Source organism: Streptomyces sp. NPDC093018, from assembly GCF_040684035.1.
GTDB lineage: Bacteria > Actinomycetota > Actinomycetes > Streptomycetales > Streptomycetaceae > Streptomyces > Streptomyces murinus.
In genome coordinates this window covers 43,585-67,501 of sequence record NZ_JBFBFF010000018.1, presented here as the reverse complement: position 1 = coordinate 67,501, position 23,917 = coordinate 43,585, and the positions used below count along the sequence as shown (strand labels likewise).

Below are 23,917 nucleotides of genomic sequence, written 5' to 3'. Positions count from 1 at the left end.
GAGTCAGCGCGGGCCACCGGCTATCCGGCACTCGCCCCCGCCGCGCCGTCCTGAAGGAGATTCGGGACGCGGCGCCCGCCGCACGGCAAGGGCAGCGGCCACTCGGCGCAGCAGAGTGCGGAGCGGCGTGGTCGCCCGACCGGCGCATCGGTACGGCACGCGCCTCCTACCACTCACCCCGAGACCCAATGCACGCGGCACACGGCGGACGAGGATCGGCGTGAAGCAGCTCGTCCAGCTCGCCATGCCCTGCGACGGCACGGCGATGCCCGCTCGGCGTACGAGGTGCGATGTAGGCGTGCTCACCCGGCACCGGAGGTACAGCGCGCGGCGGGCCCCGCTCCAGGTGTCCGGCCCGCCGTTCCCCGCTCGGCCCCGCCCCAGGCGGCCCCCGTCGGCGCTGGACGTACCCCCTGGTCGGCCCCCGCCCCGAGCCGCCCGGACCGCCGCCCTCCTTTCGGCGCCACCGCAAGCACGCCCGGCATAGGCTCAGCGCATGCGGATCGTCTCCCTTCTTCCTGCCGCGACCGATATCGTCGCCGCGCTCGGTCTCTCCGCGAGCCTGGTCGGGCGTACGCACGAATGTGACTGGCCGCCCCGGGAGGTGGCGGCGGTGCCGGTGGTGACCGGGGCGGAGCTGGACCAGGACGTGCTGACCAGCCGGGAGATCTCCGATGCCGTCGGCGGGTCGGCGCACTCGGGGTCGTCCCTGTACACGCTCGACACCGAGGCGCTGGCGGCGCTGCGGCCCGATGTGGTGCTCACCCAGGACCTGTGCGCCGTGTGCGCGGTGTCGTACGAGCGGGTCAGCCGGGCCGTACGGCTGCTCGACGCGGACACCCGGGTGCTCAGCCTGGAACCGCGCACGCTGGACGACGTACTGGACTGCCTGGTCACCGTCGGCGAACTGCTGGGCGTGCGTGAGCGCGCGCTGCGCCGCCGGGCCGAACTGCGGGACCGGCTCGACCGGTTAAGGGGCGCGGTCGCCGGTCTCGGCCGGCCCCGGGTGGCGGCGATCGAATGGCTCGACCCGCTGTGGCCGGCCGGACACTGGGTGCCGGAGCAGATCACCGCCGCCGGGGGCGAACCGCTCCTCGCCTCGCCCGGCGAGCACACGGAACCGGTGGAGTGGTCGGCGGTGCGCGCCGCGCGGCCGGACGTGCTGCTCGTCCTGCCGTGCGGCTTCCCGCCCGAACGCACCCTGCGTGAGGCCGAGTTGCTCACGAAGCTGCCGGGCTGGCCGGAGCTGCCCGCCGTACGGTCCGGTCGGGTCTGGGTGCTGGACGGGCCGTCGTACTACAACCGGCCGGGGCCACGGGTGGTGCGCGGGGCGGAGGTGCTGGCCCATGTCCTGCACGGGGTGCGGGCCGGGGAGCCGGTCGCACCGGCCGAGGCGCGTCCGTTCCCCGGCCGGTGAGGAGCGGGCCGGATCAGAACGCCGTCCAGGTGAACGCCACGGTGTCTCCGGCGTTCAGCTTGAACTGGCAGCCGCCCACCGGGGTGGGCGTGCCGTTGACGGAGATGTTCCAGTAGGCGGAGGCGCCGCCGCTGACGTTCTTGATGATGTCGACGGAGTAGTCGTCGAACGACGCGTACCAGGCGCCGTCCCAGCTGAAGTGCCGCCGGTGGGCGGCGTCGTCGAGGGCCGCGGTGGGCGTCGGCACGGCGGAGGGGTTGGCGCCGCCGTTGGTGCCGTCGCAGGTGTGCGTGCCGCCGGTCGCGGTGGTGACGTCGTGACCGCGGGTTCTGATCTTCCCCTTGAAGAGGGTCCCGTCCGGTCCCTGGACGGTGAGCGTCACTCTGACCGGGGCGTTCGTGCCCGGTGCGCTCTGGGCGTGGGCGGTCGCCGGCGCGGCGACGAGGGCCATGCCGAGGGCGGTCGCGGTGATCAGGGTGCGGCGTGCGAAGGTGCCGTGCAAGAGCTGAGCCTTCCTGGGCGGGCGGCCCGCGGCCTCGTCGCCGGGCGAGCGAGGCGCACCCGGGCGGCTCCGGGCACCGCCGCTCGCGCGGACCGGTGGACGGGCCGGACCCGGTGCTCCGGGCATGGCTCTCGGCTTCGCGCTGCGGACCATGACAGTGGGAAGCGGTTCCAGCACGTGCCGGGCAGCCCGACTCGCGGCCCACGGCCGCACACGGTTGCAGGTCAGCGCCGGATTCCCACCGGCTTCCCCCAGTCACGCACTTATGCGGTTGTTGTGCGAACGGTGTTCATTCTAGGGGTAATTGGTGAAGACGGACTAGAACTCCGGCTGATTCCGCGGCCCTTGGGGCTCAGGGGTTGGCCGGGCGTCCCGGTGGTGTGAAGGCGTACAGCCCGAGGATCTCCGGCAGTGGTGCCACGCCCGGCCCGCCGGACCGTACCCAGGTGATGATGTCCTCGGTCGCCTCCGGGTCGTTGACGAGCCCCAGCCAGACCGGCCGGCCACCGGCGGCGCGGCCGGTGGCGGAGGGCTGTACGACGATGACGTTGGCCTGGTCGCACACGTCGAGGCAGTCGGAGATCCGCAGGGGTACCGCCGCCTCCAGCCGGGCGGTCTGCGCCGCGTGGTCGACGCCGGTCACCTTCGGGCTGCCGCAGCAGCAGTCACGGCACACGACGACACGGCACGGGACCGATCCGGCCACTGCTACCCCCCGAACTTCCGGCTCGACTTGATCATCATCATCTCATCGGCCGACGCGGGGTGACCATCCCGGCGGCCCGAACACATACCCGGCCCGGTCCCGCCACCGTACCGCCGCCCGGACGTCGCGCCAGGCCGCCGCGTACTCGTGGAAGGCCACCCGCACCAGGTTGTAGCTGTCGATGTTCTTCGTCAGCCCGTACACCACCCGCTCCCCCTCCGGTTCGAAGGTGCGGAAGAGCCGGTCCCAGATGATGAGGATGCCGCCGTAATTGCGGTCCAGGTAGACCTGGTTGGAGCCGTGGTGGACCCGGTGGTGCGAGGGCGTGTTGAAGAACCACTCCACCGGGCGCCACAGCTTGTCCACCCGCTCGGTGTGCAGGAAGAACTGGTAGACGAGGCTGACCGCCTGCTCGACCAGGATCATCCACGGCGGCACCCCGAGCAGCGCCAGCGGCAGCCAGAACGGCAGGCCGGTCATCGGCGTCCAGGTCTGGCGCAGCGCGGTGGAGAGGTTGTAGCGCAGGCTGGAGTGGTGGACCACATGGCTCGCCCACAGCACCCGTACCCGGTGATGGGCCCGGTGATAGGCGTAGTAGGCCAGGTCGTCGCCGAAGAACAGCAGCAGCCAGGTCCAGCCGGAGGACGGCGACAGATGCCAGGGGACGGCGGTGTACGCGGCGGCGTAGACCACGATGGTCGCGACCTTCCACGGCACCGCGATGACCTGGCTGCCCGCGCCCATGGACATGCTGGTGACGGTGTCGCGCAGCTCGTACCCGCGCTCGTCGTCGTCCGGCAGGAAGCGGTACGACAGCGCCTCCACCACGACCAGCAGCACGAACGCCGGGATCGCGTAGATCACGGTGGGGATCATCGCCGTGCCCCCTTGCGGGCGCGGGGCGCGGCGGGCACGCTGCGGGTCAGCAGCTCACGGGCCAGCAGCTCGGCCGCACCGGCCTCGCGGGCCGTGATGTGCCCGGCGAGCCGCCGATGGGCCTCGACGTCGAGGATCTCGCCCGCGCCGAGGTCGGCGGGCACGTCGGCGACCGGGATCAGTCCGTCGACCAGGCTGTTGAAGGCCAGCAGATAGGCGATGTTCCCGGAGCCCTCCACGATCAGCCGCCACCAGGCGATGTAGGTCTCGTCCAGCTCCGTCAGATCGGGCCCGGCCTGCGCGTGCGCCTCGACGGCCGCGGCGATCTCGGCGGCGGCCCGCGCGGAGCAGCGCAGCGCGCACAGCCGGGCGGCGTCCGCGCCGATACAGGCCCGCATCTCCAGGGCGTCGCGGGCGATGTCCTGCACGGTGGGCCCGCTGTCGGCGGCGGCGATGCCCACGGCGAGTTCCAGACCGGCGGTGCGCCGCCAGTCCAGCACCTGGGTGCGGCCGCCATGGCTGACCTCGACCAGCCGGGCCTGCTGAAGGCGTTTGACGGCCTCCCGTACGGCGTGCCGGTTCACCCCGAACTCGGCCGCCAGTTCCCGCTCGGCGGTGAGCGCGCTGCCCGCCGGCAGCACCCCGCCGAGAATCCTGTCCCGCAACAGGGCGAAGAGCTGGTCGGAGACCGCCTCGCGCCGTATGTGTCCCTCAGTCATGGCGATCAGGGTGGACGCGCTTCGTACAGTGGTCAACTGGTTGGACCAGTTTTTTTCCGCGCGGACCCGTGGACATGTCGGCGTTCGTCCGGATCCGTCAAGCGGCGTTTTCCCGCGAGGCGTTGGCGCGCCGCTCCCGGCCGCCGCCCGGGTGGCCGTGCGCGCGCCCCGGTCTCGCCCCATGCTGGACGTGAGGGGGCGGTACGGCGGAGGAGGAAGTGGTTGCGATGCAGACCGTTGTCGACCTCACGCGCTGCCAGGGCTACGCACAGTGCGTGTTCCTCGCGCCGGACGTGTTCCGGCTGCACGGCGAGGAAGGGCTGCTGTACGCCCCGGCCGTCCCCGACGATCAGGTCGAACGGGTGCGCCAGGCCGCCGCGGCCTGCCCGGTGCAGGCCATCCTCCTCGGGGAAGAGGTGAGCGGCGGTGCCCGATGACCTCACAGGCGGCCGGATCGTCGTCGTGGGCGCCTCGCTGGCCGGGCTGCGGGCCGCGGAGGCGCTGCGCGAGCAGGGTTTCACCGGCTCCCTGACCGTCGTCGGGGACGAACCCCATCCGCCGTACGACCGCCCGCCGCTGTCCAAGCAGGTACTGCTGGGCGTCGCGCCCGCCGACTCCACCGGGCTGCCGATGCGCCGCGACCCCGAGGCGGAATGGGTGCTCGGTGTAAGGGCCACCGGCCTGGACACGCTGGGCAGGCGGGTGCTGCTCGACAACGGGGAGTCACTGCCGTACGACCGGGTGCTGATCGCCACCGGGACCCGCGCCCGGCCCTGGCCGAACCCGGCGGAGGCCGCGCTGGACGGCGTGTTCACCGTGCGCACCCGCGAGGACGCGGCGGGGCTCGCGGCGGCGCTGGACGCGGGGCCGCGGCGGGTGCTGGTGATCGGCGGCGGGTTCACCGGCTCCGAGATCGCCTCGGCCTGCCGGGAGCGCGGCCTGGAGGTCACGGTCACCGAGCGCGGCCCCGCGCCCCTGGTCGGCGCGCTCGGCGGCACCCTCTCCAAGCTCGCGGCCGCCATGCAGCGCAACCACGGCGTGGACCTGCGCACCGGGGTGACGGTGACCAGGCTGCTCGGCGAGAAGACCTTCACCGGAGTGGAGCTGTCCGACGGCAACCAGGTGGACGCGGATGTGTGCGTGGTGGCGCTCGGCGCGGTGCGCAATGTGGAGTGGCTCGCGGACTCCGGGCTCGCGGCGGGCCCGCGCGGGCTGGCCTGTGACGCCGGATGCCGGGCCTTCAATATGTACGGCATCGTCACCGACGACGTCTTCGTGGCCGGTGACGTCTCCCGCTTCCCGCACCCGCTCTTCGGCTACCAGCTGCTGTCCCTGGAGCACTGGGGCAACGCGGTCACCCAGGCCGAGGTGGCCGCCCACAACATGGTCAGCCCGGGACCGCTGCGGCGCCCGCACCTGGCCCTGCCGACATTCTGGTCGACCCAGTTCGGGCTCAACATCAAATCGGTGGGGGTGCCCACCTACTCCGACCACGTGGTCATCGCGCAGGGCTCCCTGGAGGCGCGCCGGCTCGCCATGGTCTACGGCTACCGGGGCCGGGTCACCGCCGCGGTCACCGTCGACATGGCCAAGTCGCTCGACTACTACCAGCATCTGATCGAGACCGGCGCGCCGTTCCCGCCCCCGCCGGGCGCCGCCGACCGGGCGCTCGCGGCCGAGATCCCGATCCCGTCCGACGTACCGGACCCGTCGGTGCTCTCGCACGGCCCGACGGTCGCACTGACCGGCTATCTGCCGGACCGCCGGCTGACGGTGGTATAGCCCACCCCCACTCCGAGGAGCCGACATGGACCCCGGCACCCTGCTGGCCAGGATCACCGACTACGCCAGCCGCCCCGACCCCTACCCCCTGTACGCGGAGCTGCGGGAGGCCGGGGCCGTCGTCCCGCAGGCCGACGGCAGCCTGCTGATCGGCGGCTATCACGAGGTCGCCGCGCTGCTGCACGATCCGCGGATGAGCGCGGATCCCCGCACCCGCGGCCTGGAGACCGCCAAGCCGCCGTTCCTGCGCCTGGACGATCCGGAGCACCACCGGCTGCGCAACCTGGCCATGCGGCCGTTCGGCCCGCCACACACGCCGCACCGGGTGGACGGGATGCGCACCGAGATCGAGAACATCACCAAGGAGCTGCTGGCGCCGTTCGAGTCGGGCGGGCAGGTCGATGTCGTGGACGACTTCGCCTATCCGCTGCCGGTCACGGTGATCTGCCGGCTGCTCGGGGTGCCGCACGAGGACGAACCGCTCTTCCGGGCCTGGTCGGACACGCTGGTGGCGTCCGCGGACGTACGGCCGGACGCGAGCTCGGCACCGCGCGACGAGGCCGAACGGGCCCGCCAGGAGATGGGCGGATACCTGGTGGGCCTGGCCGAGCAGCGCCGGGGCGACCCGCGCGACGACCTCCTGTCCGCGTTCGTCTCCGAGCCCGACCCCGAGTTGCGGCTCAGCCAGGAGGAACTGGCCCAGACGGCGGTGCTGTTGCTGATCGCCGGGCACGAGACCACGGTCAACCTCATCACCAACGGGGTGCTGACCCTGCTGCGCCATCCCGAGGAGCTGGACCGGCTGCGCCGCGAACCCGAGCTGATGCCGCGGGCGGTGGAGGAACTGCTGCGCTTCGAACCCCCGGTGCATATGCGCGAGCGCATCCCGCTCGCCGACTTCGACGTCGCCGGCACCACGCTCCCGCGCGGCTCCTCCGTGTTCCTGGCCCTGGCCGCGGGCAATCGCGACCCGCGCCGCTTCACCGATCCCGACCGCTTCGACCCGACCCGCGCCGACAACGAGCACCTCGGCTTCGGCTCCGGCATCCACCTCTGCTACGGCGCCCCGCTCGCCCGGCTGGAGGCGCAGTCCGCGCTCACCGCGCTGCTCCCCCGGCTGGGCACGGCGGAGCTGGTCGAGGACCCGCCGCCGTACCGGCAGAACGCGATGCTGCGGGGGCCGCGCCATCTCACACTGCGGCTCTGACTGGCCGGACTGCTCCCCCCGGCGGCGCGGGGCTGAGACGATCGGCCCATGGCAGAGATCATCTTGATGTCCGATCCGAAGGTCGCCGCCGTGCCCGTGCGGGAGTGCGGTGAGCGGCTGGTGGATGTGCGCCGTGACGGCCGGCTGCCGGTCGACGCGCGCAAGGTGGATGGGGACGGAGCGTTCGCCCGGCTGCGGGAGGGTGTGTTCGAACGGCTGCTCAAGGCGCAGGAGTCGCTGCCCGAGGGGCTGCGGCTGCTGTTCGTCGAGGGGTACCGGCCGCCGTCCCTCCAGCGGCGCTATTTCGAGGAGTACGGCGCGGAGTTGAGCACCGCGCACCCCGACTGGTCGGCCGAGCTGGTGCGTTCGGCGGCGAGCCGGTACGTCTCGCCGCCCGAGATCGCGCCGCACAGCGCCGGGGCGGCCGTCGATCTCACCCTGATCGACGCCGACGGCCAGGAGCTGGACATGGGAACGGCGATGAACGCCAACCCCGAGGACAGCGCGGGCGCCTGCTACACGGGAGCCGGCAACATCAGCGACACGGCCCGCGCCCACCGGGACGTCCTGGGCTCGGCCCTGACCACCGCCGGCCTGGTGAACTACCCCACGGAATGGTGGCATTGGTCCTACGGCGACCGGTACTGGGCCCTGGCGACCGGGGCCCCGGCGGCGTTCTACGGCCCGAAGGAACTCGGGTAGCGGGACGGCCGGGACCGGCTGGTCGCGCGAGGGGCCCTACGCCGTCAGCCGGGTCCGCAGGAGTTCGGCCAGCTCGGGGATCTGCTCGGAGAGATAGAAGTGACCGCCGGGGAAGATCCGGAGGTCGAAGGTCCCGGTGGTGTGACCGCGCCAGGCGTGGGCCTCCTCGGGAGTGACACGGGGGTCCGTGTCGCCGGTGAGGGCGGTGATGGGGGTGGTGATGACGGTGGCGGGCGTGGCCCGGTAGGTCTCGACGGCGGTGTAATCGCTGCGCAGGGCCGGGAGGATCATCCGCACGATGTCCTCGTCGTCCAGCAGCCGGGCGTCCGTGCCGCTGAGCCGGCGCATCTCCGCGATGATGCCGTCGTCGTCCTTCTGGTGCACGTTCTCGCCCGCGTGGGCGGACGGGGCGCGCCGCGCGGAGGCGAAGAGGTGGACGGGGCCCTCGCCGTCGCGTTCGAAGCGGCGGGCCACCTCGAAGGCGACGATGGACCCCATGCTGTGCCCGAAGAACGTCAACGGGCGGTCCGCGTACGGCTGGAGCGCCTCATGGGCGCGGTCCGCCAGCTCCGCGATGGTCTCGATGCCCTTCTCCGCGTGCCGGTCCTGCCGCCCCGGGTACTGCACCGCGACCACGTCGGCCACGCCGCGCAGGGCCGCGGAGAGCGGGAAGTAGAAGGTCGCCGAACCCCCGGCGTGCGGGAAGCACACCAGCCGGGCGGGCGCCTCGGGTGCCGGGTGGAAGCGGCGCACCCACGGGTCGCCGGTCGGGCAGGCTGTCGTCACGATGTGCTCCAGGGGCCGGGAGGAGGGGTGCGGCAGGATCCCTCGCCGGTCCGGCCGAGGGCGGCTCGGCCGGAGCCGGTCAGGCGGTCAGGTGGTTGGGCAATCAGGCGGTCGGGCGGTCAGGCGGTCAGGCGGTCAACCAGCCCTTTTCCCGGGCCAGTTCGACGACCCGCTCCCTGACCTGGCGGATCTGCGCGGCCGTGAGGGAGTCGACCGAGGTGACCAGGACCTCGGTCAGCTCGGTGCGGAAGCGGCCCGTGCTGGTGCCCTCGTCGGACGGTGCGGCGGCGGGGCGTTCGGCGGTGGCGGAGCCGTCGGAGAAGACCGGGCGGTTGGGCAGGCGGTGCGAGGAGGGCTGGTAGACCAGCCGGATCTGGGAGGCCTTCGGGCCCTTCTCCCCCATCTCCAGGTGGAATTCGACCTCGCTGCCCTCGTGGTACAGGTACTTCTCGTCCAGCAGGTCGTTCGCGTGCATGAAGACGTCCTCGCCCGGTTCGGACGGGGCGATGAACCCGTATCCGCGGACCTCGTCGAAACGCAGCACCTTGCCGGTCATCAGCACAGCCCGCACACCTCCAGCCACACCAGCACAACGTCAACGCAGGTGAACTTACACAGCTTCGGCCCCGGTTTCGACCCCCGGGGTGCTCACTCCGGCAGCACCAGCCGCACCGTACGCCCCGGCCGCACCGTCACCACCCGGTCCGCGAGGCGTACGTCGACGGGGGCGCCCGCGGAGTCGGGAACGGCGATCTCCAGTTGCTTGCGGGCCAGCCGGACGCCGATCCCCCAGTGGCCGAGGTAGCGGATCGAGAAGCCGTAGGTGGAGACCTTGGGGAGCGGGACGGGGTCCAGCCACAGGGCGCCGTCGCGGGTCTCCAGGCCGGTCAGTCCGCGCGGCACCAGATCGAGGGTGCCGGCCATCGCGCCGAGGTGGATGCCCTCGCCGGTGGTGCCGCCCTGGATGTCGGCGATGTCGCCGCGCAGCGTCTCCTGGACGTACCGCCAGGCGTCGGCGCGGCGGGCGCGGGTCAGGATCCAGCCGTGCACGAGTCCGCTGAGGGTGGAGCCGTGGCTGGTGCGGCCCAGGTAGTAGTCGACCGTGGCGGCCCAGGTGTCCTCGTCGATGTCGTGTCCCAACTGCCGGAACAGGGCGTGCAGTTCACGGGGGGCGAAGAGGTAGGCAAGCATCAGTACGTCGGCCTGCTTGGAGGCCTGGTAGCGGTTGACGGTGTCGCCCTCGGCCTCCAGGATCCGGTCCAGGCGCCGGATGTCGCCGTAGCGTTCGCGGTAGGCGCCCCAGTCCAGTTCGGCGAGGTCGCCGTAGCCCGCGAACTGGCTGATCACACCGTTGTGCCGGGGCACATGGAGGGTGTGCGCGACCTCCGTCCAGCGGTCGGTCTCGCCGGGTTCGAGGCCGAGGCGTTCGATGAGTTCGCGGCGGCGCGGTTCGGGCAGGGTGCGCAGCAGGTCCAGGGCGCGGGCCAGCACCCAGGCGGCGGTGGCGTTGGTGTACGTGTTGTCGTCCAGGCCCGGCCGGTCGGCGCCGGGATAGGCGTCGTGGTACTCGTCGGGGCCGACGACGCCCCGGATGCGGTGCCGCCCGAGCCCCTCGTCGTACACCGCCGAGTCGGCCCAGAAGCGGGCGATCTCCAGGAGCATCTCGGCGCCCTCGCCCGCGCGGAAGGCGCTGTCGCCGGTGGCCTCACAGTACTGCCACACGTTGTAGGCGACCGCCGAGCCGACATGGTGCTGGAGGCGGGAGTTGTCGGGCAGCCAGCGGCCGGAGCGCGGGTTGAGATGGAGTTCCTGGGTCTCCTCGTGGCCGTCGCTGCCGCTCTGCCAGGGGTAGCACGCGCCGCGTCTGCCGAGCCGGGCCGCGGCGTGCCGGGCGGCGTCCAGACGGCGGTGCCGGTAGCGGAGCAACCCCCGGGAGACCTCGGGCAGATGGAGGTCGAGGTAGGGCAGCACGAAGAGTTCGTCCCAGAAGACATGGCCGCGGTACGCCTCGCCGTGCAGTCCGCGCGCGGGCACACCGGCGTCCAGGTCGGCGGTGTGCGGGGAGAGGGTCTGGAGTACGTGGAAGAGGTGCAGCCGCAGGATCCGCCCGGCCTCGCCGGGCACGTCGAGGACGGTGCGCCGCCACAGCCGCGCCCAGGCGGCGCGGTGCGATTCCCGCAGCTCCGGGAAGCCGGGGGCATCGGCCAGCCGGTCCAGGGCCGCGCGCAGCGGGTCGCCGATGGCGGGGTCGTGGGAGGTGTGCAGGGCGACGGTCTTGTCGACGGTGACGGTACGGCCGGGGAGCAGGGTGAGGCGCACCGTCTGTACGGCGCGGCGGGGTTCGGCGGTGGCGGTGACGGGGGGTGGGGTGTCCTGCGCCCCCGGGCCTCGCGTGACGGTGAGCCGGCTCGCGAGGGCGATGCGGATGTCGGAGGTGCGGGTGCGGCAGTCCAGCCACACGGTGGCGGGGCCGGCCGCTGCGGTGCGTACGTCGGTGAGATGGCGGCCGTCCAGATCGCGGTAGCGGGCGACGCCCGCGTTGGTGACGTCGCCGTCGAGCGCGGCCTCGACATCCAGGTCGAGGGCCGCGCCCTCGGCGGTGAACTCCGTGCGCAGCGCGGCCAGATGGGGGTCGCCGAGGTGGACCAGGCGCGACTGCCGTACCAGCAGGGACCCGTCAGGTCCGAGGGAGTAGCGGGTACGGCGCTCCAGCAGGCCCGCGTCCAGGTGCAGGGTGAGGTGGTGTTCGGTGACGCCGGTGGTGTCCGGGGTCAGCCAGTCGGCTCCGTCGGCCGCCGGACGGAAGCGCAGGGGCAGCCAGTTGGGCAGGTTGACCATGTCCTCGTTCTCGACCCGGCGGCCCGCGATCTCGGAGGTGAGCCGGTTGTAGAGGCCGGCCGCGTAGGTGCCCGGGTAGTGGATCTCGTCGGCGGCGCACTCGGGCAGCGCGCCCCGGGTCGCGACATAGCCGTTGCCCAGGGTGCACAGGGACTCCCGCAGCCGCTCCCGTTCGGCCCGGTATCCGTCGTACTCCCAGGTCGGCCCGGCCATCGTCATCCCGCGGCGGGCAGACCGGCGAGGATCCGGTCGGGGGTGAGGGTCAGTTCGCGGCAGCGGACGCCGGTGGCGTGGTGGACGGCGTTGCCGATGGCGGCGGCGCGGACTTCGAGGCCGTCGGGCGGCAACGGGCCTTCCCGTACGGCGAGTCGGGTGGCGATCCGGGCGAGGACGGTACGGGCCCCGGTGCCGATGTCGGTCGCGTCGATCCGCACCTCGAAGGTGCCGTCGGGCAGGGCGCGCGCGGTGGCGGAGGCCGGGTAGGTGGCGGCGGCGACACCGGTACCGAGCAGCCAGAGGCCCTCGCGCGGGCACCGCACCAGGTGCCTGCTCCTGAACGGCATGCCGGTGCCCGGCTCGGGCTCGGGCTCGTTGCGGATGCGCGGCTGGACGGGGTCCACGGCGAGCGCCTCGGCGAGTTCGTCCCTGACGGACTCCGGGGCGTATCTGCCGGGCGATTCGCCGGGGGCCCGCATCCAGGAGGGGCTCGGCACGTCGAGGAAGGCCCGCTGCAGCGGATGCGGTTCCTCGCCGTCGCCGCCCAGGCCCTGCACGGTGGTGACCTCGGCGCCGTCGAGGGTCACCGCCGGCAGCAGACAGCTGTTGAGCCGCCGCCCGCCGGCCAGCACGGTGCAGGCCCCGCACTGGCCGTGGTCGCAGCCCTTCTTGGCGCCGGTGAGCCCCAGATCCTCGCGGAGCAGGTCCAGCAGGACGCGGCGGTGGTCGACGTACAGGGTGTGCGGCTTGCCGTTCACCCTCAGGGTGATCTCCGATCCCGGAGCGGGCGCGTTCTCGCTGGTCATGGGCGTGGGCCTTCCGGACGGACCGTGGTGCCGTGCGCTCCGCGTATCCAGGTTCACCGGGCTCACACGTACGGGGCGCACGCGCACGGGGAGGGGCGGGCGGGTTCTCAGACCGCCCCCACCTCCGTCTCCGCGGCCACCGTCTCCCCGGCCCCCTGCGCGAACTGCGTCCGGTACAGCTCGGCGTACCGCCCGTCCGCCGCCAGCAGTTCCTCGTGCGTGCCCCGCTCCGCGATCCGGCCGGACTCGATCACCAGGATCTGGTCGGCGGAGCGGACGGTGGACAGGCGGTGGGCGATGACCACGGCGGTGCGCCCCTCCAGTGCCTCGGTGAGCGCTTCCTGGACGGCGGCCTCGGAGGTGTTGTCCAGATGGGCGGTGGCCTCGTCGAGGATGACGACGCGCTGGCGGGCCAGCAGCAGCCGGGCGATGGTCATCCGCTGGCGCTCACCGCCGGACAGCCGGTAGCCGCGCTCGCCGACGACCGTGTCGAGGCCGTCGGGCAGGGACCGTACGACCTCGGCGAGGCGGGCCCGGCCGAGGGCGTCCCACAGTTCCTCGTCGGCGGCGCCGGGGCGGGCGAGCAGCAGGTTGGCGCGGACGGTGTCGTGGAACAGATGGCCGTCCTGGGTGACCATGCCGAGCGTGGCCCGCAGCGAGGCCGCCGTCACCTCGCGCACATCCACCCCGCCGACCCGCACGGCGCCCCCGTCGACGTCGTAGAGCCGCGGCAGCAGCTGCGCGATGGTGGACTTCCCGGCGCCGGAGGAGCCGACGAGGGCGATGGTCTGGCCGGGTTCGGCGCGGAAGGAGATGCCGTGCAGGACCTCGGTGCCGCCGCGGGTGTCGAGGGCGGCGACCTCCTCCAGGGAGGCGAGGGAGACCTGGTCGGCGGCCGGGTAGGCGAAGCGGACGGCGCCGAACTCGACGGCCACCGGGCCCTCGGGCACCTCGGTCGCGTCCGGCTTCTCCTCGATCAGCGGCTTCAGATCCAGCACCTCGAAGACCCGCTCGAAGCTGACGAGGGCGCTCATCACCTCCACCCGGGCCCCGGCGAGCGAGGTGAGCGGGGCGTAGAGGCGGGTCAGCAGCAGGGCCAGCGAGACGACGGCCCCGGCCTCCAGGGTGCCGCGCAGCGCGAACCAGCCGCCGAGGCCGTAGACGAGGGCGAGCGCGAGGGCGGAGACCAGGGTGAGGGAGGTGATGAACACCGACTGGGCGGTGGCGGTGCGCACCCCGATGTCCCGGACCCGGGAGGCGCGGGCGGCGAACTCCGCCGACTCCTCGTCGGGGCGGCCGAACAGCTTGACCAGGGTGGCGCCGGGCGCGGAGAACCGCTCGGTCATCCGGGTGCCCATGGCCGCGTTCAGCGCCGCCGCCTCCCGCTGCATCCGGGCCATCCGGCTGCCCATGCGGCGCGCGGGCAGCACGAAGACGGGCAGCAGGACGAGCGCGAGCAGGGTGATCTGCCAGGACAGGGTGAGCATCACGGCGAGCGTGAGCAGCAGGGTGACCAGGTTGGTCACCACGCCGGAGAGGGTGTTGGCGAAGGCCCGCTGGGCGCCGATCACATCGTTGTTGAGACGGCTGACCAGCGCTCCCGTGCGGGTCCGGGTGAAGAAGGCGACGGGCATGCGCTGCACATGGTCGAACACGGCCGTTCTGAGGTCGAGGATCAGTCCCTCGCCGAGCGTGGACGACAGCCGCCGGCCGAGGATGCCGAGCCCGGCCTCCGCGAGCGCGACCAGCGCGATCAGCAGGGACAGGCGGACCACGGTCCCGGAGTCGTGCCCCGACACGATGGCGTCCACGACGTGTCCGGCGAGCACCGGGGTCGCCACGGCGAGCAGTGCGGTCAGGACCCCGAGCAGGACGAAGCGGACGATGCCGGCGCGGTGCGGGCGGGCGAAGGCGGCGATGCGGCGCAGTGTGGCGCGGGCGAGGGGACGGCGGTCGGCCTGCGCGTTCATCACGCTGTGCAGCTGCGTCCATGCGGTGGTCTCCATGCTCATGAGGAGAACGTAGAACCTCAAGCATCGTTGAGGTCAAGGTCCGAGGTTTTTCACCCGCTCCGGCGCCGTCGACCGGGGCGCCCCGACGAACCGGACGGCCCCCATGACCCCGCCGACCGCTGCCCGTAAGCCGCCGTCCCCGACCGCGCCATCCCCCGTTGAGGCGGCGCCGGAACCCTCTGCGGATGTGACCGCCGTCCCCACTCCCCCGCTCTCCCGGGTACGACTCCCCCGTCGCGTACCCGTCCGCCAGGCGCTGTGCCTGCTGCCGCTCGCGCTGGTCGCGGTGGCCGCCGTACGCAATCGCCCGCTGCTCGCGGCGGGCCTCGGGCAGCTGCGTACCGCGTCCTGGCCCTGGCTGCTCGCGGCGGCCGGTGCCACCTGTCTGACCTGGGTGGCGGCGGCCGTCACCCGGCAGGGCGCGGTGGTCCAGGCGCTGCCCAAGGGGCGGTTGCTGGCCACCCAGTTCGCGGCGGCCTCAGCCAACCATCTGCTGCCCACCGGGCTCGGCGCGGGCGCGGTGAACCTGCGTTTCATGACCGTGTGCGGGGTACCGCTGGCCCGCTCCTCGGCCGCGCTCGCGCTGTATCTGCTCGCGGAGAGCGCGGGCCGGCTCGGGCTGCTCGCGGCCCTGCTGCTGGTCTTCCCGGACGCGCTGCGGCTCGGCCCGCTGCTGCCGGACGGCTCGACGCCGCCGCTGCTCCTGGGCGCGGCCGGGCTGCTGGTGGCGGCGGTGGCCGCCGGGACGCTGGTACGACCGCTGCGCGTGCGGGTCGCCGCGTTCGTGCGGGACGCTGTGGGCGAGGCGCGCCGCGTGCACACCCGGCCGATCCGCGCGCTGGCCCTGTGGGGCGGGTCGCTGGCCTTCCCTGCGCTCCAGGCGGCCGGGCTCGCCGCGGTCGGCCAGGCGCTGCGGCTGCCGGTGCCGCCCGCCCATATGGCGCTCGCCTATCTCGCGGCGACGGTCGCGGTGGCGCTGGTGCCCACTCCGGGCGGGCTCGGTTCGGTCGAGGCCGCGCTGATCGTGGCGCTGGTCGCGGTCGGTGGTCCGGCGGCGCCGGCCACGGCGGTGGTGCTGGCCTATCGGATCATCACGGTCTGGGCGCCGCTGCTGCCGGGGGCGCTGACCCTCGGGGCACTGGTGCGGCTGAAGGTCATCTGAGGCAGAGTGGCCCTCCCAGCCGTCTGGAGAGGGAGTGCCCGCCGTGCCGGTCCGTGTGGAGCGCGAGGAGTACGTCACCACCGTCGTCCTGTCCCGGCCCGCGGTCCGCAATGCCGTGGACGGTCCGACGGCGGCCGAACTCGCCGCCGCGTTCCGTGCGTTCGAGGCGGACGAGAGTGCCCGGGTGGCGGTGCTGTGGGGCGAGGGCGGCACGTTCTGCGCGGGGGCCGATCTGAAGGCGATCGGCACCGAGCGGGGCAACCGGGTGGCCGAGGACGGCGACGGGCCGATGGGTCCGACCCGGCTGCGGCTGTCCAAGCCGGTGATCGCGGCCGTCGCCGGGCAGGCGGTGGCGGGCGGCCTGGAGCTGGCCCTGTGGTGCGATCTGCGGGTGGCCGAGGAGGACGCGGTGTTCGGGGTGTTCTGCCGCCGCTGGGGGGTGCCGCTGATCGACGGCGGGACCGTACGGCTGCCCCGGCTGATCGGGACGGGCCGGGCCATGGACCTGATCCTGACCGGCCGTCCGGTGCCGGCGCCGGAGGCGTATGCGATGGGGCTCGCCAATCGGGTGGTGCCGACCGGCACCGCGCGCGCCGCGGCGCAGGCGCTGGCCGCGGAGATCGCCCGGTTCCCGCAGGCGTGTCTGCGCAGCGACCGCGCCTCGCTCCTCGACCAGGAGGGACTGCCGGAGGAGGCGGCGCTGCTCGGTGAACTCCGCCATGGGGCGGGTGTGTTGGCGCAGAGCGCGGAGGGTGCCGCCCGGTTCGCCTCGGGGGCGGGACGGCACGGCTCGTTCGGCTGAGTCCGCCGCGCACGGCGGGCGTCGGCGCGGACCGGTCGACGGTGCCGAGCGCCGCAGGGCGCGGGCGAACGCCGGAGCGCTGATCCCGGTCACGGCCGCACACACCACGGACAGCGCCCCCGGCTCAGCCCGCGCTGACCCGCACCTCCCCGCCCCCGGGATCCACCCGCCCGTGCCAGGACGCGTCGAGCGTCAGGGTGCGGTGCGGCCGGGCGGTACGGGGGCCGAGGCGGGCGCGGTGCAGCAGGCGGCCGTCCTGGTGGACGGACAGGACGGGGCGCGGCAGGGGGATGTCGAGGCGCAGGAGGTGGGGCGGGGCGGCCGGGTGGAGGTGGTCGGGGTCGACGCGGTTGGGGGTGATCCGGCACAGCGGCGCCGCCACGGTGACCGGGATGCCGGGGCGCGGCCAGGGGGCGCCCGCCAGCCGGTTGAGGACGGCGGCGGCCGCCCTGGCCCCCTCGCGGGCCGCGGTGCCGGCGGGCTCCACGGCGTGCAGGAGGTTTCCGGCCGCGAAGACGCCGGGGCGCGAGGTGTGCAGGGCGACGCCGACGGCCGGGCCCCGAGTGCCGGGGTCGAGGTCGAGGGCGCCGCGCCGGGCGAGTTCGTGGTCCGGGACGAAGTCGCCGGTGAACACGACGGTGTCGCAGGGCAGTACGGTCGTACGGCCGTCCCGGTGCCGGACCCGGACGCCGGACAGCCGTCCGTGGCCGAGGAGCTCGGTGACCGTGGTGCCGGTCAGCAGCGGAATGCCCCGGACCAGCCGGGCCGTCCGGGCGCGGGCGGGGCTCGTGAGGGCCCGGGGGTGTTCCGTGACCAGCGCGACGACCTCGGCACCGGCCGTGCGGACGGTCCCGGCCGCCGCGTACGACACGTCCCGCGCCCCGACCACGACCGCTCGGGTGCCGATGCGCTGCCCGAACAGATGGACCGCCTGCTGGAGTTCACCGGTGGTGTAGACACCGGCGGGCCGGGTGCCGGGCACCAGGCGGGCCGCGCGGGGGCGTTCACGGGCCCCGGTGGCGAGGACGACGGCCCGCGCGGCGAGGGCCTCCGGCCCTTGCGGCCCGACGGTCAGCAGCACATTCGCGCCGGAGCCGACTCCGGCTTCCCAGTCCAGCACGGTGGTTCGTGTCCTGAGCACCGCGCCCGCCCGCTCGGCCGCTTCCGTGAGCAGGTGGGCGTAGCGCGGGCCGGTCAGCGGACGGGTCCAGGTGCCGAAGCCGCCGTGGGCGCAGTGCCGGGGCACTCCCCCGGGCCGGGCCTCGCGCTCCAGGACCTCCACGTGTCCGGCTCCGGCGCCGGCGAGCCGGGCCGCCGCGGCGAGACCGGCGGGCCCGGCCCCGACCACGAGGACGTCGACCTGGCGTACGACCGTCATGCGCGCTCACCCCTGCCCTGCCGTTCGAGCAACTCCCTTACCGCCGCCCCGCAGTAGAACCCCTGGCAGCGGCCCGCCCGCGCCCGGGTGCGGCGGCGCAGGCCGTCCGGGCCGCGGGGCGGGATCGGTCCGGCGAGGGCGTCGCGGATCTCGCCGAGGGAGACCCGCTCGCAATGGCAGACGAGGGTGCCGTAGGCGGGGTCGGCGGCGATCAGTTCGGGGCGCTGGTGGGGACGCGGGTACGCCTCGCCGAGGTTGGGCATGCGCACCGGTTCCAGGTCGCGCTCGGGACCGAGGACGAGGCCGCTGTCGGCGAGCAGTCCGGTGATGTGCTCGGCGATGGCCAGGGAGGCGGTCAGGCCGGTGGAGCGGATGCCGCCGACGGTGATGTACGACCGCTCGGGGTGCGCGGCGATCCGGTAGTCCTCCTGCCCGGTGGCCGCGCGCAACCCCGCGTAGACGGCGGTGACTTCCTCCTCGACCAGCGCGGGCAGCACCCGGCGGCCCCGCTCCCGCAGCAGGGCGATGCCCTCGGCGGTGGTGCCGGTGGCCCGCTTGTCGTCCAGGTCCTCGGCGGTGGGGCCGAGCAGCACATTGCCGTACACGGTGGGGGCGACCAGAACTCCCTTGCCGAGCGCGGTCGGTACGGGCAGCAGGATGTGCCGGACCAGTGGGCGGGCGAATGTGTCGAACACCAGGAGCTGGCCGCGGCGCGGGGTGACGGTGAAGTCGTCGCGCCCGAGGCGGCGGTCGAGGGTGTCGGCGCCCAGTCCGGCCGCGTTGACGAGATGGCGGGCGCGCAGGGTGCCGCGGGAGGTGTGCAGGTGATGGCCGCCGTCCCAGGTGACCTGCTCCACACCGGTGTTCAGGTGCAGTTCGACTCCGGCGCGGACGGCCTGGGTGGCGTACGCCAGGGTGGTGGTCCAGGGGCAGATGATGCTCTCGCCCGGGATGTGCAGGGCGCCGAGCGCACCGGGGCCGAGGCGCGGCTCGCGCTCGTACAGCTCCGCTCCACTCAACGGCCGTGCTTCGTCGTAGGAGTTGGCTTTCGCCTTCGCCGCGAGTTTCGGCAGGGCGGCGAGTTGTTCCTCGTCCCAGGCGACGAGCAGTGCGCCGACGGGTTCGACGGGGATGCCGGACTCGGCCGCGTAGGCCGCGAGCCGGGTGTGTCCCTCGCGGACGAGCCGGGCTTCCAGGGTGCCGGGTGCGGCGTCGAACCCGGTGTGCAGGATCGCGGTGTTGGCCTTGGAGGTGCCCTGGCCCACGTCGTCCTGCGCCTCGATCAGGGCGACGCGCAGGCGGGGGTGGCGGGCGAGCCGGCGGGCGATGGCACAGCCGACGACTCCGGCGCCGACGATCGCGATGTCGTACGACCGCTCGGGCAGGGCCCCTTCGACGGTGACGGTCGGAGGCCGTCCCCTCAGGGGGTTCCCGGCGTCCGTCATGAGCCGGGCAGGGCGGCGACGGCCGCGCGGAAGCGGGCGCGGCGTTCGGCCGCCAGGTCGGCCGGGATGCGGGGCTCGTACACGGCGGCGGGGCGCTCCTCGGGCAGGGCCTCGGCGATGTCGAGGGCGGGGTCGGCGCCGAGGCGGGCGAGGGCGGCGGCGCCGAGCGCGGTGGCGTCGGGCAACGCGGATACCTCGACGGGGAGTTGCAGCAGATCGGCCTGGGTCTGCATGAGCAGCGCGGAGCGGGTGAGGCCGCCGTCGACGCGCAGCGCCCCGAGCGGGGTGCCGAGGTCGGTGGCGGCCGCCTCGGCGAGTTCGGCGACCTGGGCGGCGATGCCCTCGCACAGGGCGCGCACCAGATGGCCGGCGGTGGTGTCGAGGCCGAGCCCGGTGAGGGAGCCGCGCAGCTCACCGCGCCACCAGGGGGCGGCGAGTCCGGCGAGGGCGGGTACGAAGGTGACGCCCCCGCTGTCGGGGACGGCACCGCCGACCGGGTCGAGGTCGGCGGCCGAGCCGATGACCCCGAGGTCGGCGAGCCAGCGCACCGCGGAGGCGGCCGTGTAGACCTGGCCGTCCAGGCAGTAGCCGGTGGTCCCGCCAAGCCGCCAGGCCACGCAGGCAGCGAGTCCCGAGTCGCCGCGCCGGGGGCGTTCACCGGTGTGGGCGAGCAGGAACGCGCCGGTGCCATAAGTGCACTTGGCGGCGCCGGGGGCGGTGACCCGCTGGGCGAGCAGCGCGGCCTGCTGGTCCACGATCAGACCGGTGAGCGGGATGTCGTGGCCGAACTCCCGGGTGTGTCCGATCGGTTGGGCGACATCGGTGATGTCCGGGAGGGGTTCGCCGGTGAGGCCGTAGAGGTCGAGGGCGCGGGAGGACCAGCGGACCTGGTCGAGGTCGAGGAGCTGGGTACGGCCGGCGGTGGCGGCGTCGGTGACGAAGGCGCCGGTGAGGCGGTGCACCAGCCAGGCGTCCGAGGTGGTGACGACGCCCTCGCGGGTGAGATGGCGGCGGATCCAGGCCATCTTGGGCGCGGCGAAGTACGGATCCAGGGGGAGGCCGGTGAGGTGTCGCAACTCCTCGCCGTGGCCTTCGAGTTCGGCGCAGACGGTCTCGGCGCGGCGGTCCTGCCAGACCAGGGCGTCGGTGAGCGGGCGGCCGCTTGCGGGGTCCCAGGCGAGGACGGTCTCGCCCTGGTTGGCGAGGCCCAGCGCGACGACGGGCTCACCGGCCTCGGCGAGGGCGCTGCGGCCGGCCGTGAGCACCGAGTCGTACAGCGCGTCCGGGTCCACCTCGACCAGCCCGCCGGGCCGGTGCCGGGGGCGGACCTCGGCGTATCCGGTGCCGAGGACACCGCGCTCCGGGCAGACCACGAGGGCCTTGGTGCCGGAGGTGCCCTGGTCGACGGCGAGTACCGGCCCCGCTGTCACGCCGGTCCAGCCGTCCGCCGCTCCGGTACCGCCGTCCGGCGCGCCAATCCTGCCATCCGTACCCTCCCGCGCCCGGCACCAGAGATCACCGCGTCAGCCTGCCGCCGTGCGCATCCGGCGTCAAGCCGACCCGAGGCAGACCGATGATCTTCCAACTCACCTGGCTGGCTCATTGAGTTGGCAACAATGGTGAGGCTGAACCACCACCCCTATAGTGGCCGCCGACCACCACGCACCGCCCAGGGGAGGGCTGTTGCCACCTCATTCCGCCGCCTCGTCCGTGCGTCATCGGCTCCGGGGCTTCGGCTGATGGCACGCGAGGGAGCGAGACCCTCCTACGATCCCGCAGGACCCGACCACGCCCTGCGCGCGGTGCTCCAGGAGTTACGCACCGGGCGCTGGGTGGCCATGCGCACCCTGCTCGCGGAGACCACCGAGTGGTGGCTGTGGACCCAGCGCACCCAGATCCTCGCGGCCGCGGCCGCCGGCAGCGATGTGGTGCGCGCCTGGCTCGCGGAGGAGCCGGACAGCGCCCACGCGGGGGTGATGCGGGCCCGGATCGGCGTGGAGCGGGCGTTACGGGCCCGTCGCGAACGGCACCTGCGGGCCCATGAGTTGTGGATCGAGGCGTGGGACGCCGCCGAGACCGCCACCCTGCTCGCGCCGCGCGATCCGGTGCCCTGGATCTGCCTGCTCGCCCTGGCCCAGCTGGACCCCGAGCAGCGCTGGGCGGAGCATCGGGCGGACCCGCCCGAGCCGCAGCTCGTGCCGGGCCCCTGGGGACTGCTGGCCGAGGCCGCCGAACGGGACCCGGTCAACCGCGAGGCGCATCACCGGATGCTCCAGTTCCTCTACGCGCGCGGGGGCGTGGACGGCCGTACCGGAGCACCGGCCGCCGACGACTCCGACAGGCTGACGGACGCCGCCGGTTACGCCCGCTGGGCGGCGGCGGGGGCCCCGCCCGGATCGGCGCTCCACCTCCTCCCCCTGTACGTCCGTGTCGAGCGCCATCGCCGCGCGCGCCGCCCCGACACGCACTGGGCCATGGACGCGGCCGTCGAGGAGGCGCGGTCCGCCCTGCACTCCTGGTTCGAGCACGCGCCGCCCGGCCGGCGTGCGCAACCCGACCTCAACCATCTGGCGCACGCCCTGTGGGGAGCCCGTCAATTCACCTGCGCCGACCGGGTGTTCGAGGCGATCGGCCCGTACTTCAGCCCGCCGCCCTGGATGTACCGCGCCCAGGACGGCGACCGTGCGGTGGACGTGTTCACCCGGGCCCGCGACCACAGCCGCGCCCTGGCGGCCGACAGCGCCACCGGGGCCCGTACCAGAGTCTGCGCCGAAGCCTGCACCGAGCCTCGCACCTGCACCGGAACCCACCCCTGAGCCCCCCTGAGCCCCCCGACCGTCCCGACGCACTCCCGAGCCCCCAGGTCCCCACCCCCGGAGGTCCCCCATGTCCCCTTCCCCAGAGCTGCCCCAGCAGGACGAGGAGCGGCGCCTGCGCGAGCTCGGCTACCGGCCCGTGCTCGCCCGCCGCATGGGCGGTTTCGGCAACTTCGCGATCAGCTTCTCCGTGATCTCGATCCTGTCCGGCTGTATGACCCTGTACGGGTTCGGCCTGAACACCGGCGGGCCCGCCGTGATGCTGTGGGGCTGGGCGGGTGTCGGACTGTTCGTGCTGTGCGTCGGGCTCGCGCTCGCGGAGGTCACCAGCGCGTATCCGACCTCGGGCGCCCTGTACTACATGGCCGACCGGCTCGGCGGCCGCCGCTGGGGCTGGTACACGGGCTGGCTGAATCTGCTCGGGCTGCTCGGCGCGATCGCCGGGATCGACTACGGCGCCGCCCTGTTCACCGGCGCGTTCGCCAATCTCCAGTGGGGTTTCGTGCCGACGCCGGGCCGGACGATGCTGATCTTCTGCGCCGTCCTCCTGCTGCACGCGGTGCTGAACCTGTTCGGTGTCCGCGTCGTCAGCCTGCTCAACTCGGTCAGCGTCTGGTGGCACTTGGCGGGTGTCGCGCTGATCGTCGGCGCGCTCGCGATCGTGCCCGACCACCACCGCTCGCCGTCCTTCGTGTTCACCACGTTCGTCAACGGGACCGGCTGGTCGAACCCCGTCTACGTCGCGGCGATCGGCCTGCTGCTCGCCCAGTACACCTTCTCCGGCTACGACGCCTCCGCCCATCTGTCCGAGGAGACCTCGCGCGCCTCGGTGTCCGCGGCCAAGGGCATCGTCCGGGCCATCTGGGTGTCCTGGCTGGCGGGCTTCGTCCTGCTGGCCGGGCTCACCTTCGCCATCCAGGACTACGACGCCACGCGCACCACGGCCACCGGGGTGCCGCCCGCGCAGATCCTGCTCGACGGCCTCGGCACCGGTGGCGCGAAGGCGCTGCTGCTGGTGGTGATCGTGGCCCAGCTGTTCTGCGGGAACGCCGAGGTCGCGGCGGCCAGCCGGATGGTGTTCGCGTTCAGCCGGGACGGCGCGCTGCCCGGCTCCCGGCTGTGGCGCACGGTCAGCGGCCGTACCCAGACCCCGGTGGCCGCCGTCTGGCTGTCGGTCGGGGTCGCCGGGATCCTGGCGCTGCCTTCGCTGTACTCGGCGACGGCGTACAACGCGGTGACCGCCATCAATGTCATCGGCATCACCCCCGCGTACGCCATCCCGGTGCTGCTGCGGCTGCGGGCGGGCGACCGGTTCCGGCGCGGGCCCTGGCATCTGGGCCGGTGGAGCAGGCCGGTCGGCTGGGTCGCGGTGGTCTGGGTGGCCTGTGTCACGGTCCTGTTCTGCCTGCCGCAGTCCTCGCCGGTCACCGTCGGCTCGATGAACTACGCGGCCGTGGCCCTGGCCGTCGTCCTGCTCCTCGCCAGCGTCTGGTGGTACGTCGCCCGCCGCTCGTACGGCACCCCGACGGCGGCGTACGGCAGCGACCGCGACCAGGCCGAACTCGCCGAGGGCATCATCTGATCGGGGGTCCCGGGGCGCCGGTGGACCGGGTGGTAGGGCGTGTTCCGGATACGGCAGGATGAACGCTTCGGCCGGTCACCGGAGTTCCGGGGCCGGCACGTTCGTACTTCCCGCACATCGAGCAGGTGACCACGTGACGAGACCTCATATACGGCCCTCCGCG

20 protein-coding genes, 2 pseudogenes and 1 riboswitch are annotated in these 23,917 nt (G+C 73.8%); of the genes and pseudogenes, 9 read left to right on the top strand and 13 right to left on the bottom strand.

Annotated features, from left to right (window positions below):
• Positions 1-496 precede the first annotated feature (496 nt).
• Positions 497-1,417: a cobalamin-binding protein gene (locus AB0N90_RS30905; protein WP_365202184.1), complete on the top strand. Its 921-nt coding sequence runs from the start codon at positions 497-499 to the stop codon at positions 1,415-1,417.
• 13 nt (positions 1,418-1,430) lie between these two features.
• Here AB0N90_RS30905 and AB0N90_RS30900 read toward each other — a convergent pair whose 3' ends face one another.
• The 4 genes from AB0N90_RS30900 to AB0N90_RS30885 all read right to left on the bottom strand — a co-directional run bounded on the left by AB0N90_RS30900 (position 1,431) and on the right by AB0N90_RS30885 (position 4,220).
• Positions 1,431-1,919: a DUF4430 domain-containing protein gene (locus tag AB0N90_RS30900; RefSeq protein ID WP_365202182.1), complete on the bottom strand. Its 489-nt coding sequence runs from the start codon at positions 1,917-1,919 to the stop codon at positions 1,431-1,433.
• 161 nt (positions 1,920-2,080) lie between these two features.
• Positions 2,081-2,221: riboswitch (cobalamin riboswitch) on the bottom strand.
• Between the two features lie 50 nt (positions 2,222-2,271).
• Positions 2,272-2,625, bottom strand: a complete 354-nt coding sequence (locus AB0N90_RS30895; protein WP_136103305.1) for a hypothetical protein — start codon at positions 2,623-2,625, stop codon at positions 2,272-2,274.
• Positions 2,626-2,667: 42 nt separating this feature from the next.
• Positions 2,668-3,501 carry a sterol desaturase family protein gene (locus AB0N90_RS30890; RefSeq protein ID WP_232989008.1) on the bottom strand — a complete coding sequence of 278 codons (834 nt, stop codon included), beginning with the start codon at positions 3,499-3,501 and terminating at the stop codon, positions 2,668-2,670.
• On the bottom strand, positions 3,498-4,220 hold the full coding sequence (locus AB0N90_RS30885) for a GntR family transcriptional regulator (protein WP_365202180.1): 723 nt from the start codon (positions 4,218-4,220) through the stop codon (positions 3,498-3,500). The genes AB0N90_RS30890 and AB0N90_RS30885 overlap by 4 nt, the downstream gene beginning before the upstream one ends.
• A 227-nt stretch (positions 4,221-4,447) precedes the next feature.
• Here AB0N90_RS30885 and AB0N90_RS30880 point away from each other — a divergent pair, with 227 nt between their 5' ends.
• Genes AB0N90_RS30880 through AB0N90_RS30865 form a run of 4 tightly spaced genes read left to right on the top strand, consistent with a single transcriptional unit; the run spans position 4,448 to position 7,911 of the window.
• On the top strand, positions 4,448-4,657 hold the full coding sequence (locus AB0N90_RS30880) for a ferredoxin (protein ID WP_046420515.1): 210 nt from the start codon (positions 4,448-4,450) through the stop codon (positions 4,655-4,657).
• Complete coding sequence (locus tag AB0N90_RS30875) at positions 4,647-6,002, top strand: FAD-dependent oxidoreductase (protein WP_365202178.1); 1,356 nt, start codon at positions 4,647-4,649, stop codon at positions 6,000-6,002. The genes AB0N90_RS30880 and AB0N90_RS30875 overlap by 11 nt, the downstream gene beginning before the upstream one ends.
• Before the next feature lie 25 nt (positions 6,003-6,027).
• Complete coding sequence (locus AB0N90_RS30870) at positions 6,028-7,209, top strand: cytochrome P450 (RefSeq protein WP_346075811.1); 1,182 nt, start codon at positions 6,028-6,030, stop codon at positions 7,207-7,209.
• 48 nt (positions 7,210-7,257) lie between these two features.
• Positions 7,258-7,911 (top strand): M15 family metallopeptidase, encoded by a 654-nt coding sequence (locus AB0N90_RS30865; protein WP_365202176.1) that lies wholly within the window; start codon positions 7,258-7,260, stop codon positions 7,909-7,911.
• Positions 7,912-7,947: 36 nt separating this feature from the next.
• Here AB0N90_RS30865 and AB0N90_RS30860 read toward each other — a convergent pair whose 3' ends face one another.
• The 6 genes and pseudogenes from AB0N90_RS30860 to AB0N90_RS30835 form a co-directional block, all read right to left on the bottom strand.
• Positions 7,948-8,697 carry an alpha/beta fold hydrolase gene (locus tag AB0N90_RS30860; protein ID WP_365202174.1) on the bottom strand — a complete coding sequence of 250 codons (750 nt, stop codon included), beginning with the start codon at positions 8,695-8,697 and terminating at the stop codon, positions 7,948-7,950.
• A gap of 127 nt (positions 8,698-8,824) precedes the next feature.
• Positions 8,825-9,259, bottom strand: coding sequence for a cold shock domain-containing protein (locus AB0N90_RS30855; RefSeq protein ID WP_365202173.1), 435 nt, complete (start codon positions 9,257-9,259; stop codon positions 8,825-8,827).
• Between the two features lie 86 nt (positions 9,260-9,345).
• Complete coding sequence (locus AB0N90_RS30850; protein WP_365202171.1) at positions 9,346-11,748, bottom strand: glycosyl hydrolase family 65 protein; 2,403 nt, start codon at positions 11,746-11,748, stop codon at positions 9,346-9,348.
• Between the two features lie 161 nt (positions 11,749-11,909).
• Positions 11,910-12,254, bottom strand: a pseudogene (locus AB0N90_RS30845) (xanthine dehydrogenase family protein molybdopterin-binding subunit); the annotation flags it as partial.
• A pseudogene (locus AB0N90_RS30840) lies at positions 12,249-12,557 on the bottom strand (2Fe-2S iron-sulfur cluster-binding protein); the annotation flags it as partial. The pseudogenes AB0N90_RS30840 and AB0N90_RS30845, both read right to left, overlap by 6 nt.
• Before the next feature lie 107 nt (positions 12,558-12,664).
• Positions 12,665-14,569 carry an ABC transporter ATP-binding protein gene (locus tag AB0N90_RS30835; protein WP_365202169.1) on the bottom strand — a complete coding sequence of 635 codons (1,905 nt, stop codon included), beginning with the start codon at positions 14,567-14,569 and terminating at the stop codon, positions 12,665-12,667.
• Between the two features lie 187 nt (positions 14,570-14,756).
• On the opposite strand from AB0N90_RS30835, the gene AB0N90_RS30830 reads away from it, so the two are divergent.
• Complete coding sequence (locus tag AB0N90_RS30830; RefSeq protein WP_365202167.1) at positions 14,757-15,731, top strand: lysylphosphatidylglycerol synthase transmembrane domain-containing protein; 975 nt, start codon at positions 14,757-14,759, stop codon at positions 15,729-15,731.
• A gap of 43 nt (positions 15,732-15,774) precedes the next feature.
• Entirely contained in the window at positions 15,775-16,533 is a 759-nt protein-coding gene (locus tag AB0N90_RS30825) for a crotonase/enoyl-CoA hydratase family protein (RefSeq protein WP_365202166.1), read from the top strand.
• 124 nt (positions 16,534-16,657) lie between these two features.
• Here AB0N90_RS30825 and AB0N90_RS30820 read toward each other — a convergent pair whose 3' ends face one another.
• From AB0N90_RS30820 to AB0N90_RS30810, 3 genes are read right to left on the bottom strand one after another with little or no spacing between them, the layout of a single operon-like run.
• Entirely contained in the window at positions 16,658-17,911 is a 1,254-nt protein-coding gene (locus AB0N90_RS30820) for an FAD-dependent oxidoreductase (RefSeq protein ID WP_365202165.1), read from the bottom strand.
• Complete coding sequence (locus AB0N90_RS30815) at positions 17,908-19,356, bottom strand: FAD-dependent oxidoreductase (protein WP_365202163.1); 1,449 nt, start codon at positions 19,354-19,356, stop codon at positions 17,908-17,910. Before AB0N90_RS30815 ends, AB0N90_RS30820 begins: the two co-directional genes overlap by 4 nt.
• Positions 19,353-20,786 (bottom strand): FGGY family carbohydrate kinase, encoded by a 1,434-nt coding sequence (locus AB0N90_RS30810; protein ID WP_365202161.1) that lies wholly within the window; start codon positions 20,784-20,786, stop codon positions 19,353-19,355. The genes AB0N90_RS30815 and AB0N90_RS30810 overlap by 4 nt, the downstream gene beginning before the upstream one ends.
• A 309-nt stretch (positions 20,787-21,095) precedes the next feature.
• Here AB0N90_RS30810 and AB0N90_RS30805 point away from each other — a divergent pair, with 309 nt between their 5' ends.
• Together AB0N90_RS30805 and AB0N90_RS30800 are read left to right on the top strand one after the other, a co-directional pair.
• Complete coding sequence (locus AB0N90_RS30805) at positions 21,096-22,172, top strand: hypothetical protein (RefSeq protein WP_365202159.1); 1,077 nt, start codon at positions 21,096-21,098, stop codon at positions 22,170-22,172.
• A 70-nt stretch (positions 22,173-22,242) separates the two neighbouring features.
• Positions 22,243-23,754 (top strand): amino acid permease, encoded by a 1,512-nt coding sequence (locus AB0N90_RS30800; RefSeq protein ID WP_365202157.1) that lies wholly within the window; start codon positions 22,243-22,245, stop codon positions 23,752-23,754.
• Positions 23,755-23,917 lie beyond the last annotated feature (163 nt).